We start from the raw sequence: 18,593 nt of genomic DNA on the forward strand, positions 1-18,593 counted from the left end.
GACAGCGGCCCGGGCGCGAGCGCACCGGTGACCGCATGCGCCGGGGCCCGGACACCGTGTGCGGCGTCCGGGCCCCGGCGTACAGACGGAGAGCGGCGGGCTTACGACACCCGGTCCGTCACAGTCCGGCCGCCGTACGCAGCGCGTCCACGCGGTCCGTGCGCTCCCAGGTGAAGTCGGGCAGCTCGCGGCCGAAGTGGCCGTACGCCGCGGTCTGGGCGTAGATCGGGCGCAGCAGGTCGAGGTCGCGGATGATCGCGGCCGGGCGGAGGTCGAAGACCTCACCGATGGCGTGCTCGATCTTGTCGGTCTCGATCGCGGCGGTGCCGAACGTCTCGACGAACAGACCGACGGGCTCGGCCTTGCCGATCGCGTACGCGACCTGCACCTCGCAACGGGCGGCGAGGCCCGCGGCGACGACGTTCTTGGCGACCCAGCGCATGGCGTACGCGGCGGAGCGATCGACCTTCGACGGGTCCTTGCCCGAGAATGCACCGCCGCCGTGACGGGCCATGCCGCCGTAGGTGTCGATGATGATCTTGCGACCGGTCAGACCGGCGTCGCCCATCGGGCCGCCGATCTCGAAGCGTCCGGTCGGGTTGACCAGCAGCCGGTAGCCGTCGGTGTCCAGCTTGATGCCGTCCTCGACCAGCTGCGCGAGCACGTGCTCGACGACGAACTCGCGGATGTCGGGTGCGAGCAGCGAGTCGAGGTCGATGTCACTGGCGTGCTGTGAGGAGACGACGACCGTGTCGAGACGGATGGCCTTGTCGCCGTCGTACTCGATGGTGACCTGCGTCTTGCCGTCCGGGCGCAGGTAAGGGATGGTTCCGTTCTTGCGGACCTCGGAGAGCCGGCGCGAGAGCCGGTGCGCGAGGTAGATCGGGAGCGGCATGAGCTCGGGCGTCTCGTCGCAGGCGTAGCCGAACATCAGGCCCTGGTCGCCGGCACCCTGCTTGTCGAGCTCGTCCTCATCGCCCTCGACCCGCTTCTCGTACGCGGTGTCGACGCCCTGCGCGATATCGGGCGACTGCGCACCGATGGACACCGAGACACCGCAGGAGGCGCCGTCGAAGCCCTTCTTGGAGGAGTCGTAGCCGATTTCGAGAACCTTGTTGCGTACGAGGGTCGGGATGTCGGCGTAGGCCTTGGTCGTGACCTCACCCGCAACATGCACCAGACCGGTGGTGATCAAGGTCTCGACGGCGACGCGGGACCGGGGGTCCTCACGGAGCAGTGCGTCGAGGATGGTGTCGCTGATCTGGTCAGCGATCTTGTCGGGGTGGCCCTCGGTGACGGATTCCGAGGTGAAGAGACGGCGGGACACATCGCTCCCTGGGGTTGCAGCGGCTGCTGGCTGATCATTTGGCGGACGGCCGGGAGCTGCGCCCGACACCGTCCGCGGGCCAGTTTATCGGGCGCTTTCGTTCAGCGGACAGCGTGTCTCGCCCTTTGGGAGTTATGTGACCTGTCGCACGGCTCCCGGCTGTACGGAAATCGCCTGTCGAGAAAGCCATTTACGCCCATATTTCAAGGGTTTCGGCCGCCGCGAAGACATGAAACGAGAATTTCACGCGAGTCGCGACGACACGAGATCCCAGACCGTGTCGGCGAGCGCCTCCTTGGGGCCGTGAGGCACCGGGGTCTCACCGCCGTCGGCCGCGAGCACCACCGCTTCGTTGTCCTCGGAGCCGAAGGTCCTGCGCTCCCCCACCTCGTTGACGACGAGGAGATCACAGCCCTTGCGGCGGAGCTTCTCACGGCCATGGGCAAGGACGTCGTCGGTCTCGGCGGCGAAACCGACGACGATCTGGCCCGGCCGGGCGCGTTCACCGGCGACCTCGGCGAGGATGTCGGGATTGCGGACGAGTGCGATGGGCGCGGGCTCCTGGCCATCCTTCTTCTTGATCTTCCCCGTCGCGTACTCGGCGGGCCGGAAGTCGGCGACCGCCGCCGCCATCACGATCACATCGGCGTCCGCAGCGGCCTTGACCACGGCCTCGCGCAGCTGTATGGCGGTCCCTGCGTGCAGGACGTCGGCGCCGGCCGGGTCGGGCAGGCCGGTGTTGGCCTCGATGAGGGTGACCCGGGCGCCGCGGGCGATCGCGGTGCGGGCCAGGGCGTAACCCTGCTTGCCCGAGGAACGGTTTCCGAGGAAACGCACCGGGTCGAGCGGCTCCCGCGTACCGCCCGCGCTGATCACGACGTGGCGGCCGGCCAGGTCTGCTTCGACCGGTCCGCGGGTCAGCACCCGGCGACAGACCTCGAAGATCTCCCCGGGGTCGGGCAGCCGGCCCTTGCCGGTGTCGACGCCGGTGAGCCGGCCGACGGCGGGCTCGATGACGACGGCGCCACGGCGGCGCAGCGTGGCGACGTTCTCCCGGGTGGCGGGGTGCTCCCACATCTCGGTGTGCATGGCGGGCGCGAAGACGACCGGACAGCGGGCGGTGAGGAGCGTGTTGGTGAGCAGGTCGTCGGCGAGGCCGTGGGCGGCCCTGGCGAGGATGTCGGCGGTGGCGGGAGCGACGACGACCAGGTCGGCGCCCTGTCCGATCCTGACGTGCGGCACCTCGTGGACGTCGTTGAAGACCTCCGCGGAGACCGGGTGGCCGGAGAGGGCCGACCAGGTGGCCGCCCCCACGAACTGCAGCGCCGACCCGGTCGGGACGACACGCACATCGTGACCGGACTCGGTCAGCCTGCGCAGCAGCTCGCACGCCTTGTACGCGGCGATGCCCCCGCTGACCCCCAGAACGACCTTCGGCTTGTCCACTGCGTCTCCCCGCACTCGGATACGAACACCCCCATGCTGCCTCACCGCGCCCGGTCCGATGCGCTCGCCCCGGACACACCACAGGCCCGGCTGCCGTGGCCGCCGGGCCTGTGGTGAAGGTACAACTCCTGCTTACTGCGCGGGGCCCTCGATGGCCTCGGAGGTGAGCAGGCCCGCGTTGATCTCGCGGAGCGCGATCGACAGCGGCTTCTCGTGCACGTGGGTGTCGACGAGCGGACCGACGTACTCCAGGAGACCCTCGCCGAGCTGCGAGTAGTACGCGTTGATCTGGCGCGCGCGCTTGGCGGCGTAGATCACGAGGCTGTACTTCGAGTCGGTGGCCTCGAGGAGCTCATCAATCGGCGGGTTGATGATGCCCTCGGGCGTGGTGATGGAAGAGGACACTCTCTGCCTTCCGAAGGGGGTAAAGATCAAAGAAATCTTTGACGGTGTGGAGTCCGGTACGGAGTCCGGTATGGATTTCCGTGGTGCGTGCGCGTCGGCCGCGTCACTCGCCGCCGGCGCGGTGGCCGGAAGACTCCAGCATCAAGGCTAGCAGCTCACGGGCCACGTCCTCGACGGAGGTGTTGACCAGAGTCGTGTCGAACTCGGACTCGGCGGCCAGCTCGATCCTGGCTGCGGCGAGCCGGCGCTCGATCACCTCGGCGGACTCGGTCCCGCGGCCGGTGAGCCGACGGACCAGTTCCTCCCAGCTCGGCGGGGCCAGGAAGACGAGCCGGGCGTCCGGCATCGACTGCCGGACCAGCCGGGCGCCCTGGAGGTCGATCTCCAGCAGCACCGGCTCGCCCGCCTCCAGGCGGTCGAGCACGGCGCGGCGCGGCGTGCCGTACCGGTTACCCGCGAACTCGGCCCACTCCAGCAGTTCGCCGTTGGCGATCAGCTTGTCGAACTCGTCGTTGTCCACGAAGAAGTAGTGGACACCGTTGCGCTCGCCGGGGCGCGGCCTGCGGGTCGTCGCCGACACCGAGAGCCATACCTCGGGGTGGACCTTGCGCATATGGGCGACGACCGTGCTCTTGCCGACCCCCGAGGGGCCGGAGAGCACGGTCAGCCGCGGACGTACGTCCGGGGGTACGGGGGACGTCCCCCGGGATGTTGCAGCCATGGAGCGATTATCCAGGTTCTCAGGAGTGCCTGAGAACGTCAGGCGGCCTTGTCGCCGAACTCGCGCTCCAGGGATGCGATCTGGTTGGAACCGAGGCCCCGGACCCGGCGGCTCTCGGAGATACCGAGCCGCTCCATGATCTGCTTGGCGCGGACCTTGCCCACGCCCGGCAGCGACTCCAGGAGGGCGGAGACCTTCATCTTCCCGATGACGTCGTTCTCCTGGCCCTGCTTGATGACCTCGTGGAGGGAGGCGCCGGAGTGCTTGAGTCGATTCTTGACCTCGGCCCGCTCCCGGCGAGCCGCGGCGGCCTTTTCGAGCGCGGCTGCGCGCTGTTCAGGGGTAAGGGGCGGAAGAGCCACGCCTACGTCACCTCGGATGTCGATCTGTCGGATACGGACCGGTGAGGAAGCTGGACGCTCCCCACCAGGTGAGCGACGGACAACTTGTGCACGTCGGCTCTCGACGGAGACTAGCGGCCAAGGCCGCCAGAGTCAGCGAGAACCAACGAAAAGTCCTGGTCAGCCTTAGCCGACCAGGACATTTCTGGCATATCAACCGAGATTTTTGGTCAGGATTCAGTCAACACCCTGTTACATGACATGGTCATGTAACTGCGACGGCCGCCCGGACCTCGTCCGTGAGCCGCTCGGCTGCCGCGCGCAGACCCGCCGCGTCCGGTCCCCGGCTGAGCACGCCGCGGCTCACACTGGGCAGCACATTGCCCACGGCCGGGCCGAAGACACCGGGCAGATCGGCGGGCGTCGCCCCCTGGGCCCCGATCCCGGGGGCGAGCAGCGGGCCGTTGATGGCGAGATTCACACCCGCGTCCCCGAGCGTGGCACCGACCACCGCGCCGACGGAGCCGAGCGGGGTCGCCCCCTCGTTCTCGGCGGCCATGTGGTCGAGCATCAGCTGGGCCAGCGAGCGGCCGTCGGCGGCGGTGGCCCGCTGCACCTGAGCCCCCTCCGGATTGGAGGTCAGGGCGAGCACGAAGACGCCCGCACCGGAGAGGACCGCCGCATCGAGCGCCGGGCGCAGCGAACCGAAGCCGAGGTACGGCGAGACGGTGACCGCGTCCGAGAACAGCGGCGAGCCCTTCTCCAGATAGGTCGCCGCGTAGGCGCCCATGGTGGAGCCGATGTCGCCGCGCTTGGCGTCCATCAGGACGAGTGCGCCGGCCGCCCGCGCCTCCTCGACGGCCTTCTCCAGCACGGCGATGCCGCGCGAGCCGAAGCGCTCGAAGAAGGCGGACTGCGGCTTGAGCACGGCGACCCGGTCCGCCAGGGCCTCGACGACGGTGCGCGTGAACCGCTCCAGACCCGCGACGTCGTCGTTCAGGCCCCAGGCGGCCAGGAGCGAGGCATGCGGGTCGATGCCGACACAGAGCGGCCCGCGGGTGTCCATGGCCCGGCGCAGACGTGCGCCGAACGGTTCCGGGATCATGCGGCTGCCTTCCTGGTCGCTGCGCCGACGGCTTCGGCGAGGGTGGTGTACGGGGATGCGGCCAGGCGTGCGGCCAGGCCCTTGTGGATCGCCCGGGCGTAGAACGGGCCCTCGTAGATGAAGGCGCTGTAGCCCTGGACGAGCGTGGCGCCGGCGAGAATGCGCTGCCAGGCGTCCTCGGCGTTCTCGATGCCCCCGACACCGACCAGGGTGATCCGGTCGCCCACCCGCGCGTACAGGCGGCCGAGGACCTCCAGGGAGCGTGCCTTGAGGGGCGCGCCGGACAGCCCGCCGGTCTCCTCGGCCAGGGACGGCGACGACTTCAGGCCGAGGCCGTCCCGGGCGATGGTGGTGTTGGTGGCGATGATGCCGTCCAGCCCCAGCTCGACCGCGAGGTCGGCGACCGCGTCGATGTCCTCGTCGGCGAGGTCCGGGGCGATCTTGACGAGCAGGGGGACCCGCCGGCCGGTGACGGTCCGGTCGGCCGCCTCGCGCACGGCGGCGAGCAGCGGGCGGAGCGCCTCGGTGGCCTGGAGGTTGCGCAGGCCGGGTGTATTGGGCGAGGAGACGTTCACCACGAGGTAGTCGGCGTGGCGGGCGAGCCGCTCGGTGGACTTCACGTAGTCGCCGGCCGCTTCGGCCTCCGGCACGGCCTTCGTCTTGCCGATGTTGACGCCGACCGTGGTCCTGAAGACCGGCCTGCGGGCGGCCAGCCGCGCGGCCACGGCGGCCGAGCCCTCGTTGTTGAAGCCCATGCGGTTGATCAGCGCGCGGTCCGGGACGAGACGGAAGAGGCGCTTCTTGGGGTTTCCGGGCTGCGGCTCGCCGGTGACCGTACCGATCTCGACATGGTCGAAGCCGAGCATCGACATGCCGTCGATCGCGACGGCGTTCTTGTCGAAGCCGGCGGCGAGGCCGAAGGGGCCGTGCATCCGCAGGCCGAGGGCCTCGGTGCGCAGCTCCTTGTGGCGGGGGGCGAGCACGGCGGCGACGAAGGTGCGCAGCACGGGGATGCGGGCCGCGCAGCGGATCCAGCCGAAGGCCAGGTGGTGTGCCTGCTCCGGGTCCATCCGCCGGAAGACCAGCTGGAAGAAGAATGCGTACATCGGGGGTGTCCTCACGGAGAGGGGGACACCGTTTCCGGTGTCCCCCTGCTGGTCTGCTAGTCGCGGGCCGCGGTCAGATGTTCCGCGTGTTCCTGGAGGGAGCTGACGCCGACGCCTCCGTGGGTGAGTGCGTCGATGCCCTGCACGGCGGCGGCGAGCGCCTGGACCGTCGTCAGGCACGGCACGGACCGGGCCACGGCGGCGGTGCGGATCTCGTAGCCGTCGAGGCGGCCGCCGGTGCCGTACGGCGTGTTGACGATCAGGTCGACCTCGCCGTCGTGGATCAGCTGGACGATGGTCTTCTCGCCCTGCGGCCCCACGCCCTCGGACTGCTTGCGCACGACCGTGGCGTTGATGCCGTTGCGCTTGAGGACCTCGGCGGTGCCGGAGGTGGCGAGCAGCTCGAAGCCGTGGGCGACGAGTTCGCGCGCCGGGAAGATCATCGAGCGCTTGTCGCGGTTGGCGACCGAGATGAAGGCGCGGCCCTTGGTGGGCAGCGGTCCGTAGGCGCCTGCCTGAGACTTGGCGTATGCCGTGCCGAAGACCGAGTCGATGCCCATGACCTCACCGGTGGAGCGCATCTCCGGGCCGAGAACGGTGTCGACGCCGCGGCCGTGGATGTCGCGGAAGCGCGACCACGGCATGACGGCCTCCTTGACGGAGATCGGCGCGTCGAGCGGCAGGGTGCCGCCGTCGCCGTTCGCCGGGAGCAGGCCCTCGGCGCGCAGCTCGGCGATGGTCGCGCCCAGCGAGATGCGGGCGGCGGCCTTGGCGAGCGGGACCGCGGTCGCCTTCGAGGTGAAGGGGACGGTCCGGGAGGCGCGCGGGTTGGCCTCCAGGACGTAGAGGATGTCGCCGGAGAGCGCGAACTGGATGTTGATCAGCCCACGGACGCCGACGCCCTTGGCGATGCCCTCGGTGGAGGCGCGCAGCCGCTTGATGTCGTAGCCGCCGAGCGTGATCGGGGGCAGTGCGCAGGCGGAGTCGCCGGAGTGGATGCCGGCCTCCTCGATGTGCTCCATGACACCGCCGAGGTAGAGCTCGCTGCCGTCGTAGAGCGCGTCGACGTCGATCTCGATCGCGTCGTCGAGGAAGCGGTCGACCAGGACCGGCCGGGTGGGGCTGATCTCGGTGGACTCGGCGATGTACGAGGAGAGCCGCACCTCGTCGTACACGATCTCCATGCCGCGGCCGCCGAGCACGTACGACGGGCGTACGAGGACGGGGTAGCCGATCTCGTCGGCGATGGCCTTGGCCTCGTCGAACGTGGTGGCGGTGCCGTGCTTCGGGGCCGGCAGACCGGCCTCGGCCAGGACGCGGCCGAAGGCGCCGCGGTCCTCGGCGGCGTGGATCGCCTCCGGGGACGTGCCGACGACCGGCACGCCGTTGTCCTTGAGCGCCTGCGACAGACCCAGCGGGGTCTGGCCGCCGAGCTGGACGATGACACCGGCGACCGGGCCCGCGAGGGTCTCCGCGTGCACGATCTCCAGCACGTCCTCCAGCGTCAGAGGCTCGAAGTACAGGCGGTCGGAGGTGTCGTAGTCGGTGGAGACGGTCTCCGGGTTGCAGTTGACCATCACGGTCTCGTAGCCCGCGTCGCTCAGTGCGAAGGAGGCGTGGACGCAGGAGTAGTCGAACTCGATGCCCTGGCCGATGCGGTTGGGGCCCGAGCCGAGGATGATCACCGCGGGCCTGGTGCGGGACGCGACCTCGCTCTCCTCGTCGTAACTGGAGTAGAAGTACGGCGTCTTCGCGGCGAACTCGGCGGCGCAGGTGTCGACGGTCTTGTAGACCGGGCGGATGCCCAGCGCGTGCCGCACCTCGCGTACGACGTCCTCGCGCAGGCCGCGGATGCCGGCGATCTGGGCGTCGGAGAAGCCGTGCCGCTTGGCGTCGGCGAGCAGCTCGGGGGTGAGCTTCTCGGCGGCGGCCAGCTCGTCGGCGATCTCCTTGATCAGGAAGAGCTGGTCGACGAACCAGGGGTCGATCTTCGTCGCGTCGAAGACCTCCTCCTGGGTGGCGCCGGCCCGGATCGCCTGCATGACGGTGTTGATCCGGCCGTCGGTCGGGCGGACCGCCTCGGCCAGCAGCTCGGCCTTGTCACCGGTCTCGCCGGTGAAGGAGAACTGCGAGCCCTTCTTCTCCAGGGAGCGCAGCGCCTTCTGGAGCGCCTCGGTGAAGTTCCGGCCGATCGCCATGGCCTCGCCCACCGACTTCATGGTGGTGGTGAGGGTGGAGTCGGCGGCGGGGAACTTCTCGAAGGCGAACCGGGGGGCCTTGACGACGACGTAGTCGAGGGTCGGCTCGAAGGAGGCCGGGGTCTTCTCGGTGATGTCGTTCGGGATCTCGTCGAGCGTGTAGCCGACGGCCAGCTTGGCGGCGATCTTGGCGATCGGGAAGCCGGTGGCCTTCGAGGCGAGCGCCGAGGAGCGGGAGACGCGCGGGTTCATCTCGATCACGATGACCCGGCCGTCGGCCGGATCGATGGCGAACTGGATGTTGCAGCCGCCGGTGTCGACGCCGACCTCGCGGATGATCGCGATGCCGATGTCGCGCAGCCGCTGGTATTCGCGGTCGGTGAGCGTCATCGCCGGGGCGACGGTGATCGAGTCACCCGTGTGGACGCCCATCGGGTCGAAGTTCTCGATGGAGCAGACGACCACGACGTTGTCGTGTCTGTCGCGCATCAGCTCCAGCTCGTACTCCTTCCAGCCGAGGATGGACTCCTCCAGGAGCACCTCGGTGGTCGGGGAGAGCGTCAGGCCCTGGCCGGCGATGCGGCGCAGCTCCGCCTCGTCGTGGGCGAAGCCGGAGCCGGCGCCGCCCATGGTGAAGGAGGGGCGGACGACCACGGGGTAGCCGCCGAGCGTCTCGACGCCCGCCAGGACGTCGTCCATGGAGTGGCAGATGACCGAGCGGGCGGACTCGCCGTGGCCGGTCTTGGCGTTGACGGCCTCGACGACGCCTTTGAAGAGGTCGCGGTCCTCGCCCTTGTTGATGGCTTCGACGTTGGCGCCGATGAGCTCGACACCGTACTTCTCCAGGACACCGTTCTCGTGCATGGAGATCGCGGTGTTGAGCGCGGTCTGGCCGCCCAGCGTGGGCAGGAGCGCGTCGGGGCGCTCCTTGGCGATGATCTTCTCGACGAACTCGGGGGTGATCGGCTCGACGTAGGTGGCGTCCGCGATCTCCGGGTCGGTCATGATCGTCGCGGGGTTGGAGTTGACCAGGATGACGCGCAGGCCCTCGGCCTTGAGGACGCGGCAGGCCTGGGTGCCGGAGTAGTCGAACTCGGCGGCCTGCCCGATGACGATCGGGCCGGAGCCGATGACCAGGACGGACTGGATATCGGAGCGCTTAGGCACGCTGGCCCTCCATCAGGGAAACGAAGCGGTCGAAGAGGTACGCGGCGTCGTGCGGGCCGGCGGCGGCTTCAGGGTGGTACTGGACGCTGAAGGCCGGCTGGTCGAGGAGCTGGAGCCCCTCGACGACCTGGTCGTTCAGGCAGACGTGGGAGACCTCGGCGCGGCCGAACTTCGTCTCGGACACCCTGTCGAGCGGGGCGTCGACGGCGAAGCCGTGGTTGTGCGCGGTGACCTCGACCTTGCCGGTCGTCCGGTCCTGCACGGGCTGGTTGATGCCGCGGTGGCCGTACTTCAGCTTGTACGTGCCGAAGCCGAGGGCGCGGCCCAGGATCTGGTTGCCGAAGCAGATACCGAAGAGCGGGGTCTTCCGCTCCAGGACGCCCTGCATGACGGAGACCGGGTGGTCGGCGGTGGCCGGGTCACCGGGGCCGTTGGAGAAGAACACGCCGTCGGGCCGGACCGCGTACACCTCCTCCAGGGTGGCGGTGGCGGGCAGCACGTGCACCTCGATGCCGCGTTCGGCCATCCGGTGCGGGGTCATGCCCTTGATGCCGAGGTCGATCGCGGCGACGGTGAACTTCTTCGTGCCGATCGCCGGGACGACGTACGTCTCCTTGGTGGCGACCTCGGCGGAGAGGTCGGCGCCCACCATCTCGGGAGCCTGCTGGACGCGGGCCAGCAGCGTGGCCTCGTCGGCGACGGTGTCACCGGAGAAGATGCCGACGCGCATGGCGCCGCGCTCGCGCAGGTGGCGGGTGAGCGCACGAGTGTCGATGCCGCTGATCCCGACGACGCCCTGGCGCTCCAGCTCCTCGTCGAGCGAGCGCTGCGAGCGCCAGTTGGACGGCACCCGGGCGGGGTCGCGGACGACGTAGCCGGAGACCCAGATCCGTCCGGACTCGGGGTCCTCGTCGTTCACACCGGTGTTGCCGACGTGCGGGGCGGTCATCACGACGACCTGACGGTGGTACGAGGGGTCGGTCAGCGTCTCCTGGTAGCCGGTCATACCGGTGGAGAACACCGCCTCGCCGAAGGTCTCCCCCACGGCCCCGTAGGCACGGCCGCGGAAGGCGCGGCCGTCCTCCAGGACGAGTACGGCGGGAGCTTTGGCGGCTCCCCGGGTGGAGATCGTCATCGTGCGGTGCCTTCCGTAGTGCTGGTGAGATGGTTGACGGCCTCGACCCAGGCCGGGTGCTCGGCCGAGCGGTCGGAGCGGAATCCGGAGTCGATCAGCTTGTCGCCGTGCGCCCAGGTGATGATCAGCAGGCCGCCCTCGGGGAGGACCTTTCCGGCGATGCCCTTGTCGAGCCTGGCCTCGCGCAGTGCGGCGGCCGGGACGAAGAAGTCGGCCGCCCCGGGTCGTACGACGTCGAGGCCCTGACCGGTCAGGGTGAGCTCGACGCGGCTGCGGGTGCCGAGGCCGTGGGCGACGATCCGGTCGAGCCACTGCCCGGCGGTCGTCGAGGCGTGGTACCGGCCGGTCAGCGTCAGCAGCTTCTCGCCGTCCTCGAACCCTTCGGGGGTCGTCGCGAGTTCCGGCAGATCGGACTGGAGACTCCCCCGCCACTTCCATCCCTGGCGCATCAGCCAGTAGACGAAGGCGATGAGGACGATCAGTCCGATGACCCAGCTGATGCGAGCGGACCAGTCGGTCACTTCGGCCGACTTCTGCTCGGCGGCGAGCTGGAGGTACAGGGGGGTGAGTGTTGTCACGCGAGCTTCCCGTCGACGACCGTGGCACGGCCCCGCAGGAAGGTGTGGGTGACTCGGCCCGGCAGCTCGCGACCCTCGTACGGAGTGTTGCGGCTGCGGGAGGCGAAGCCCGCGGGGTCCACGACACCACGGTAAGCCGGATCGACCAGGGTGAGGTTGGCGGGCTCACCGGCCGAGACGGGCCGGCCGTGTCCGTCGAGACGGCCGATGGCGGCCGGACGGAACGACATCCGGTCGGCGACGCCCGCCCAGTCGATCAGGCCGGTGTCGACCATCGTCTGCTGGACGACGGAGAGCGCGGTCTCCAGGCCCACCATGCCCATGGCGGCGGCGGCCCACTCGCAGTCCTTGTCCTCGTGCGGGTGCGGGGCGTGGTCGGTGGCGACGCAGTCGATGGTGCCGTCGGCGAGCGCCTCGCGCAGGGCCATGACGTCGGCTTCGGTGCGCAGCGGCGGGTTCACCTTGTAGACGGGGTTGTAGGACCGTACGAGCTCGTCGGTGAGGAGCAGGTGGTGCGGGGTGACCTCGGCGGTGACGTTCCAGCCCTTGGACTTGGCCCAGCGGACGATCTCGACGGAGCCGGCGGTCGACAGGTGGCAGATGTGCACCCGGGAGCCGACGTGGGCGGCGAGGAGGACGTCGCGGGCGATGATCGACTCCTCGGCGACGGCGGGCCAGCCGCCGAGGCCGAGTTCCGCGGAGACGACGCCCTCGTTCATCTGGGCGCCCTCGGTGAGGCGGGGCTCCTGGGCGTGCTGGGCGACGACACCGTCGAAGGCCTTCACGTACTCCAGTGCGCGGCGCATGATCACCGCGTCGTCGACGCACTTGCCGTCGTCGGAGAAGACCTTCACTCCGGCGGCCGAGTCGTGCATGGCACCGAGCTCGGCGAGCTTCTTGCCCTCCAGGCCGACGGTGACGGCTCCGATCGGCTGCACGTCGCAGTAGCCGGACTCCTTGCCGAGCCGCCAGACCTGCTCGACGACACCCGCGGTGTCGGCGACGGGGAAGGTGTTGGCCATGGCGTGCACGGCCGTGAAGCCTCCGACGGCCGCCGCCTTCGTCCCGGTGAGGACGGTCTCGGAGTCCTCGCGGCCGGGCTCGCGCAGGTGGGTGTGGAGGTCGACCAGGCCGGGCAGCAGGATCCGGCCCCCGGCCTCGACGACGCTCGCGTCCCCGGCCTCGATGCCGGTGCCGACCGCCGCGATGGTCTCGCCGTCGATCAGGACGTTCTGGGGTTCGCCGCCGAGGATCTTCGCGCCGCGGATAAGGATCTTGCTCATGGTTACTTGTTCTCCTCGGTACGGGAGGGGGTGGCGGGCGACGGGTGGGCCGGGGCGGCGGGTTCGGCGCCGCCCAGCAGCAGGTACAGGACGGCCATGCGGATCGACACGCCGTTGGCGACCTGCTCGACGGCCGTGCACCGGTCGGAGTCGGCGACCTCGGCGGTGATCTCCATGCCGCGGACCATCGGGCCGGGGTGCATGACGACGGCGTGCTCGGGCATCTTCGCCATGCGGTCGCCGTCCAGGCCGTAGCGGCGGGAGTACTCGCGCTCGGTCGGGAAGTACGCGGCGTTCATCCGTTCGCGCTGCACCCGGAGCATCATCACCGCGTCGGACTTCGGCAGCACCTCGTCGAGGCCGTAGCTGACGTCGCACGGCCACTGCTCGACACCGACCGGGACGAGGGTCGGCGGGGCCACCAGAGTGACGTGGGCGCCGAGCGTGTTCAGCAGGTGGACGTTGGAGCGGGCCACACGGCTGTGCAGGATGTCGCCGACGATGGTGATCCGGCGGCCTTCGAGATCGCGGCCGAGGCCGCTGTCGGCCCCGACGAGGCGGCGGCGCATGGTGAAGGCGTCCAGGAGGGCCTGCGTGGGGTGCTCGTGGGTGCCGTCACCGGCGTTGACGACGGCGCCGTCGATCCAGCCGGAGGTCGCGAGACGGTACGGGGCACCGGAGGCGCCGTGCCGGATGACGACGGCGTCGGCGCCCATCGCCTCCAGGGTCAGCGCGGTGTCCTTGAGCGACTCGCCCTTGGAGACGGACGAGCCCTTCGCGGAGAAGTTGATGACATCGGCGGAGAGGCGCTTGGCGGCGGCCTCGAAGGAGATGCGGGTACGCGTCGAGTCCTCGAAGAAGAGGTTGACGACGGTACGGCCGCGCAGGGTGGGGAGCTTCTTGATCGGCCGGTCCGCGACCCGTGCCATCTCCTCGGCGGTGTCGAGGATCAGGACGGCGTCGTCGCGGGTGAGATCGGCGGCCGAGATGAGGTGACGCTTCATCTGGGTGTTCTCCGGGGGCTGGAGGATTCAGGCATGCGGGCGCGCGGAGGCAGCCGTACGGGCTCGGGGTACGCCGTGGCAGGCTCGGGGTACGCCGTACGGGTGAAGTGCGGTTACTGTGCGCCCGCCGGGGCGGCCTGCTGGACACCGAGCAGCACGGCGTCGCGGCCGTCCTCCTCGGCGAGCTGGACCTTGACCGTCTCCCGCAACGACGTGGGGAGGTTCTTGCCGACGTAGTCGGCACGGATCGGGAGTTCACGGTGACCGCGGTCGACGAGGACGGCGAGCTGCACCGCGCGGGGCCTGCCGATGTCGCCCAGCGCGTCGAGCGCGGCGCGGATCGTACGGCCCGAGAAGAGGACATCGTCCACAAGGACGACCAGACGGCCCTCGATGCCCTCGCCGGGGATCTCGGTACGGGCCAGGGCGCGCGCCGGGCGCAGCCGCAGGTCGTCGCGGTACATGGTGATGTCGAGGGAGCCGACCGGCATCTTCCGGCCGGTGATCTCCTGGAGTTTTTCGGCGAGCCGACGGGCGAGGAAGACGCCTCGCGTCGGGATGCCGAGGAGCACCACGTCGTCGGCGCCCTTGGCGCGTTCGACGATCTCGTGGGCGATTCGGGTCACTACTCGGGCGATGTCGGGAGCCTCGAGAACGGGGCGTGCCGCGTTGCCGCTTGCTTCGTGCTGTGCGTCCATAAGAAACGGACCTCCTTCTCCGCCTCACTGGACGGACCTTAAAGGACGTCGAAATTGCGTCATCCACGTTACCAGGGCTTGTGCCGGGCCCCGGTCGCACCCCTGGGAGGTGCCGGTGCGAACCGTTCGGCTTGACGCATCCAAGTAACGCTGCGTAACCTCACAGTGAGTTACCAGCCACGCGGCGGAGCCGCAGAATGTTCCAGCGTCCGGGGAGCCTTATGTCCAGCGAATACGCAAAACAGCTCGGGGCCAAGCTCCGTGCCATCCGCACCCAGCAGGGCCTCTCCCTCCACGGCGTGGAGGAGAAGTCGCAGGGCCGCTGGAAGGCCGTCGTGGTCGGTTCGTACGAGCGCGGCGACCGTGCCGTGACCGTGCAGCGCCTCGCCGAACTCGCGGACTTCTACGGGGTCCCGGTGCAGGAGCTCCTGCCCGGTACGACGCCCGGCGGGGCCGCCGAGCCGCCGCCGAAGCTCGTCCTGGACCTGGAGCGCCTCGCCCACGTCCCGCCGGAGAAGGCCGGACCCCTGCAGCGCTACGCCGCGACGATCCAGAGCCAGCGCGGTGACTACAACGGCAAGGTGCTCTCGATCCGCCAGGACGACCTGCGCACACTGGCCGTGATCTACGACCAGTCGCCGTCCGTGCTCACGGAACAGCTGATCAGCTGGGGTGTGCTGGACGCGGACGCGCGCCGCGCCGTCGCCCACGACGAGGGCTGAGGTCCCTTCGCAGAAACGTGCCGCCGTGTCGACACGGGCCCCGCTCCGGGCGCCCGGTCGGCACGGCGTTCTCGTTGTGCGGCGGACAGGCGCCCGGCAACGGGGCACGGACAGGACGAAGGGCCCACGGTCGGGTGACCGTGGGCCCTTCGTCGGCCGAACGCCGCCGGAGGCTACTGCTCCCGGCGAAGGTTCGGCTTGAGGTCCTTGAAGCGGGCCAGCAGCCCGTTCACGAAGGACGGGGAGTCGTCGGTGGAGAACTCCTTGGCGAGCTGGACCGCCTCGTCGATCACCACCGCGTCCGGGGTGCCGTCCACCCAGATCAGCTCGTACGCACCGAGCCGCAGGATGTTCCGGTCGACGACCGGCATGCGGTCGATCTCCCAGTCCACGGCGTAGGTCACGATGAGGTCGTCGATCCGGTCCGCGTACTGCGCGTACCCCTCGACGAGCTCCATCGTGTACTCGGTGACCGGCGGCTGACGGTTGTCGGCCCGCGAGTGCCGCACCCAGTCCGCGAGGACCGTCTGCACGGACTCACCGCGCTGGTCGGCCTCGAAGAGGATCTGGAAGGCACGCTTGCGGGCCTTGTTCCGGGCAGCCACGGTTAGCTGTTCACCCGGCCGAGGTAGTCGCCCGTGCGGGTGTCGACCTTGATCTTCTCACCCGTGGTGATGAAGAGCGGGACACCGATCTCGTAGTCGGTCTCCAGCGTGGCGGGCTTGGTGCCGCCGGTGGAGCGGTCGCCCTGGACGCCCGGGTCGGTGTGCTTGACGGTCAGCTCGACGGCGGCGGGCAGCTCGACGTAGAGCACCTCGCCCTCGTGCTGGGCGACGGAGGCGGTGAAGCCCTCGATCAGGAAGTTGGCGGCGCTGCCGACAGCCTTGCGGTCGACCATGAGCTGGTCGTAGGTGTCCATGTCCATGAAGACGAAGTACTCGCCGTCCATGTACGAGAACTGCATGTCGCGACGGTCGATGGTGGCCGTTTCGACCTTCACGCCGGCGTTGAACGTCTTGTCGACGACCTTGCCGGACAGCACGTTCTTGAGCTTGGTGCGCACGAAGGCCGGGCCCTTGCCGGGCTTGACGTGCTGGAACTCGACGACGGACCAGAGCTGGCCCCCGTCGAGCTTGAGCACCAGGCCGTTCTTGAGGTCGTTCGTGGAAGCCACGGTTGCGGAATCTCCTGGACTGAAGCTGGTGGAACGACCGAGGATGCGCGCTAGAGCGCGAGCAGCTCCTTGGTCGTAATGGTGAGTAGCTCGGGTCCGCCGTCCGCCTCGGGGCGCACGACGAGCGTGTCATCGATCCGGACCCCGCCCCGGCCCGGGAGGTGGACCCCCGGTTCGACGGTGACCGGTACACAAGCGTCCAGTTTACCCATGGCCGCAGGTGCCAGCTGCGGGTCCTCGTCGATTTCGAGCCCCACCCCGTGCCCGGTCCACGGTGCGAGGCTCCCGCCGTGGCCCGCGGAGTCCAGGATGTGGCGGGCCGCACGGTCCACATCGCGGTAGGCGGCGCCCGGCACGAGGGCTTCGCGTCCGGCCCGCTGAGCGGCGAAAACCAGGTCGTAGAGCTCGATCTGCCAGTCGGCCGGCGTCGTCCCGATGACGAACGTGCGGCCGATCTCGCAGCGGTAGCCGCGATAGTTGGCGCCGAGGCAGACGGAGAGGAAATCCCCCTCCTCCACCCGGCGGTCCGACGGCCGGTGGCGGCCCTGGCCGGAGTTCGGCCCGGTGGCCACGGAGGTGGCGAAGGCGGGGCCGTCGGCACCGTGGTCCACCAGCCGGCGCTCCAGCTCCAGGGCGAGATGCCGTTCCGTGCGGCCCACCAGGATCGATTCGAGGAGTTCGCCCAGGGCCTGGTCGGTGATCTCGGCGGCGATCCGCAGACAGGCGATCTCCTCCTCGTCCTTGACGACCCGGAGCTGCTCGACGGTGGCACCGAGGTCGGCGAGCCGGAGCCGCGGGGCGACCGAGCCCATGGCCCGGTGGCGGGAGACCGTCAGATGGTGTTCCTCGACGGCCAGGGACTCCGCCCCCGAGGAGCCGGCCAGATCCGCGGCCGCGACCGCCGGATCGCCGTCGCCGGCCGGCAGCGGGGAAACCCGCAGCTGATCGTCCGTACGCCCGTCGAAGGGGTCGTCGGCCGGGTCGCGGGGGCAGAGCAGCACGTCCTCACCGGGGCCGAGCAGCAGCACGGCACCCGGAGGCGCTCCGCCCGCGAGATAGCGGACGTTGGCGGGGCGGGAGACCAGAGCGGCCGCGGATCCGACGGCGGCGCACCGGTCGCGGAGCAGCCCGCGGCGGACGGCGTACACGTCTGACATGTCACGAGCCTACGAGCGGTGGCGCGGGCCTGCTCGGTCAGCGCATCCGACCGGGGGCCGCGGCGCGCCGGCCGCCAAACCGGGAAGCACCGCTCGGGGGCGGTTCACCAGGCCGGTGGACTGGCTATGGAGCGGGCGAGTATGTCGTCCAGGACGCGGGCGGTGGTCGCCACGTCGTAGGCCGAGTTGTCGATGATCGGCAGTCCGGAGCCGTACCACCCGGCCATCCGGCCGTGGATCCGGGCGACCTCCTCGTCCGAGAGGCGGCGGTTCCCGCTGCGGGCGGCATTGCGCTCCAGCACGATCTCCAGGCCGGGCAGCAGGACGACGGGCAGCAGTCCGGGGCCGACATGGCGCTTCCAGCCGCCGAGGCCGACGACCGGCCGGTCCGGGAAGACGGCGTCGTCCAGGATGCAGGAGATGCCGTTGGCGAGGAAGTTGCGGGCGGCGAAGCCACAGGTGCGGCGGGCGAGGCGGTACTGGGCCTCGGAGTGGTCGTTCCATCCGGTCTGGGGGTCGGCGAAGCCGGAGCGGACCCATTCACGGACGTCGTCGAGGCTGACGTGGGCCGTGGGGACCCGGCGGCGGCCGGCCCAGAACTTGGCCACGGTGGTCTTGCCGGCGCCCGCGGGTCCGATCAGCAGAACGGCGAGGGTCGCGCTGCCGGTGCCGGACTCGGCGGGCGGCGACGGCAGCGGAACGGGTCCGCCGGGCGGCAGCTGGATGTGCCCGGTGGTCTCCCTGGCAGGCGGTGCCGGGGCGTGCTGCGGGGCGGGCGCGCTCCAGCCCGGGGGCGAGGGGGGCGTGGGAGGGGTGCTGGGCGGTGGCCCCGGCGGTCCGGGGTGCTGGGCCTGGTGCGTCCAGCCGGCAGGTCCGCTTCCGGGGCCTTGGGGCGGCGGCAGCGGGGCCCCCACTGCGTGCTGCATCCGGTGCCACTCCGTCTCGTACAGGCAACTGGGGCTGGTGGAACGGCAACCGTACCGTCCCCGGCCGCCACTGAGGGAACGGCCGGGGACGGACCACAGT

18 protein-coding genes are annotated in these 18,593 nt (G+C 70.2%); 1 reads left to right on the top strand and 17 read right to left on the bottom strand.

Annotated features, from left to right (window positions below):
* Positions 1–118: 118 nt before the first annotated feature.
* From metK to pyrR, 13 genes are all read right to left on the bottom strand, one after another.
* Entirely contained in the window at positions 119–1,327 is a 1,209-nt protein-coding gene (gene metK / locus ACF08M_RS25265) for a methionine adenosyltransferase (RefSeq protein ID WP_392187559.1), read from the bottom strand.
* Between the two features lie 243 nt (positions 1,328–1,570).
* Positions 1,571–2,773, bottom strand: a complete 1,203-nt coding sequence (gene coaBC, locus ACF08M_RS25270) for a bifunctional phosphopantothenoylcysteine decarboxylase/phosphopantothenate--cysteine ligase CoaBC (protein WP_392187560.1) — start codon at positions 2,771–2,773, stop codon at positions 1,571–1,573.
* Positions 2,774–2,905: 132 nt separating this feature from the next.
* Positions 2,906–3,178, bottom strand: coding sequence for a DNA-directed RNA polymerase subunit omega (rpoZ, locus tag ACF08M_RS25275; protein ID WP_003970369.1), 273 nt, complete (start codon positions 3,176–3,178; stop codon positions 2,906–2,908).
* Between the two features lie 103 nt (positions 3,179–3,281).
* Positions 3,282–3,899, bottom strand: coding sequence for a guanylate kinase (gene gmk / locus ACF08M_RS25280; RefSeq protein ID WP_392187561.1), 618 nt, complete (start codon positions 3,897–3,899; stop codon positions 3,282–3,284).
* A 38-nt stretch (positions 3,900–3,937) separates the two neighbouring features.
* Positions 3,938–4,261, bottom strand: a complete 324-nt coding sequence (locus tag ACF08M_RS25285) for an integration host factor (RefSeq protein ID WP_362205715.1) — start codon at positions 4,259–4,261, stop codon at positions 3,938–3,940.
* A 244-nt stretch (positions 4,262–4,505) separates the two neighbouring features.
* The gene (gene pyrF, locus ACF08M_RS25290) at positions 4,506–5,345 is read right to left on the bottom strand and encodes an orotidine-5'-phosphate decarboxylase (RefSeq protein WP_392187562.1); all 840 of its coding nucleotides are present in this window, start codon (positions 5,343–5,345) and stop codon (positions 4,506–4,508) included.
* Positions 5,342–6,451 (bottom strand): quinone-dependent dihydroorotate dehydrogenase, encoded by a 1,110-nt coding sequence (locus ACF08M_RS25295; protein WP_392187563.1) that lies wholly within the window; start codon positions 6,449–6,451, stop codon positions 5,342–5,344. The genes pyrF and ACF08M_RS25295 overlap by 4 nt, the downstream gene beginning before the upstream one ends.
* Before the next feature lie 56 nt (positions 6,452–6,507).
* A complete protein-coding gene (gene carB / locus ACF08M_RS25300; RefSeq protein ID WP_392187564.1) occupies positions 6,508–9,816 on the bottom strand; it encodes a carbamoyl-phosphate synthase large subunit in 3,309 nt (1,102 codons plus the stop codon).
* Positions 9,809–10,951, bottom strand: a complete 1,143-nt coding sequence (carA, locus tag ACF08M_RS25305) for a glutamine-hydrolyzing carbamoyl-phosphate synthase small subunit (protein ID WP_392187565.1) — start codon at positions 10,949–10,951, stop codon at positions 9,809–9,811. Before carA ends, carB begins: the two co-directional genes overlap by 8 nt.
* Entirely contained in the window at positions 10,948–11,529 is a 582-nt protein-coding gene (locus ACF08M_RS25310) for a hypothetical protein (RefSeq protein WP_392187566.1), read from the bottom strand. The genes carA and ACF08M_RS25310 overlap by 4 nt, the downstream gene beginning before the upstream one ends.
* Complete coding sequence (locus tag ACF08M_RS25315; protein WP_392187567.1) at positions 11,526–12,812, bottom strand: dihydroorotase; 1,287 nt, start codon at positions 12,810–12,812, stop codon at positions 11,526–11,528. The genes ACF08M_RS25310 and ACF08M_RS25315 overlap by 4 nt, the downstream gene beginning before the upstream one ends.
* 2 nt (positions 12,813–12,814) lie before the next feature.
* Positions 12,815–13,816: an aspartate carbamoyltransferase catalytic subunit gene (locus ACF08M_RS25320; protein WP_392187568.1), complete on the bottom strand. Its 1,002-nt coding sequence runs from the start codon at positions 13,814–13,816 to the stop codon at positions 12,815–12,817.
* 113 nt (positions 13,817–13,929) lie between these two features.
* A complete protein-coding gene (gene pyrR, locus ACF08M_RS25325; RefSeq protein WP_392187569.1) occupies positions 13,930–14,514 on the bottom strand; it encodes a bifunctional pyr operon transcriptional regulator/uracil phosphoribosyltransferase PyrR in 585 nt (194 codons plus the stop codon).
* Between the two features lie 221 nt (positions 14,515–14,735).
* On the opposite strand from pyrR, the gene bldD reads away from it, so the two are divergent.
* Positions 14,736–15,236, top strand: coding sequence for a transcriptional regulator BldD (gene bldD / locus ACF08M_RS25330; protein WP_014157378.1), 501 nt, complete (start codon positions 14,736–14,738; stop codon positions 15,234–15,236).
* A 173-nt stretch (positions 15,237–15,409) separates the two neighbouring features.
* Here the strand turns inward: bldD and nusB are convergent, their stop codons facing one another.
* The 4 genes from nusB to ACF08M_RS25350 form a co-directional block, all read right to left on the bottom strand.
* Complete coding sequence (gene nusB, locus ACF08M_RS25335; RefSeq protein ID WP_072484538.1) at positions 15,410–15,841, bottom strand: transcription antitermination factor NusB; 432 nt, start codon at positions 15,839–15,841, stop codon at positions 15,410–15,412.
* Between the two features lie 2 nt (positions 15,842–15,843).
* Entirely contained in the window at positions 15,844–16,410 is a 567-nt protein-coding gene (gene efp / locus ACF08M_RS25340; protein WP_266917247.1) for an elongation factor P, read from the bottom strand.
* A gap of 50 nt (positions 16,411–16,460) precedes the next feature.
* Positions 16,461–17,567, bottom strand: a complete 1,107-nt coding sequence (locus tag ACF08M_RS25345; protein ID WP_392187570.1) for an aminopeptidase P family protein — start codon at positions 17,565–17,567, stop codon at positions 16,461–16,463.
* 104 nt (positions 17,568–17,671) lie between these two features.
* Positions 17,672–18,493, bottom strand: coding sequence for a Pro-rich N-terminal domain-containing protein (locus ACF08M_RS25350; protein ID WP_392187571.1), 822 nt, complete (start codon positions 18,491–18,493; stop codon positions 17,672–17,674).
* Positions 18,494–18,593: the final 100 nt, after the last annotated feature.

This window comes from Streptomyces sp. NPDC015032 (assembly GCF_043080425.1).
Lineage (GTDB): Bacteria > Actinomycetota > Actinomycetes > Streptomycetales > Streptomycetaceae > Streptomyces.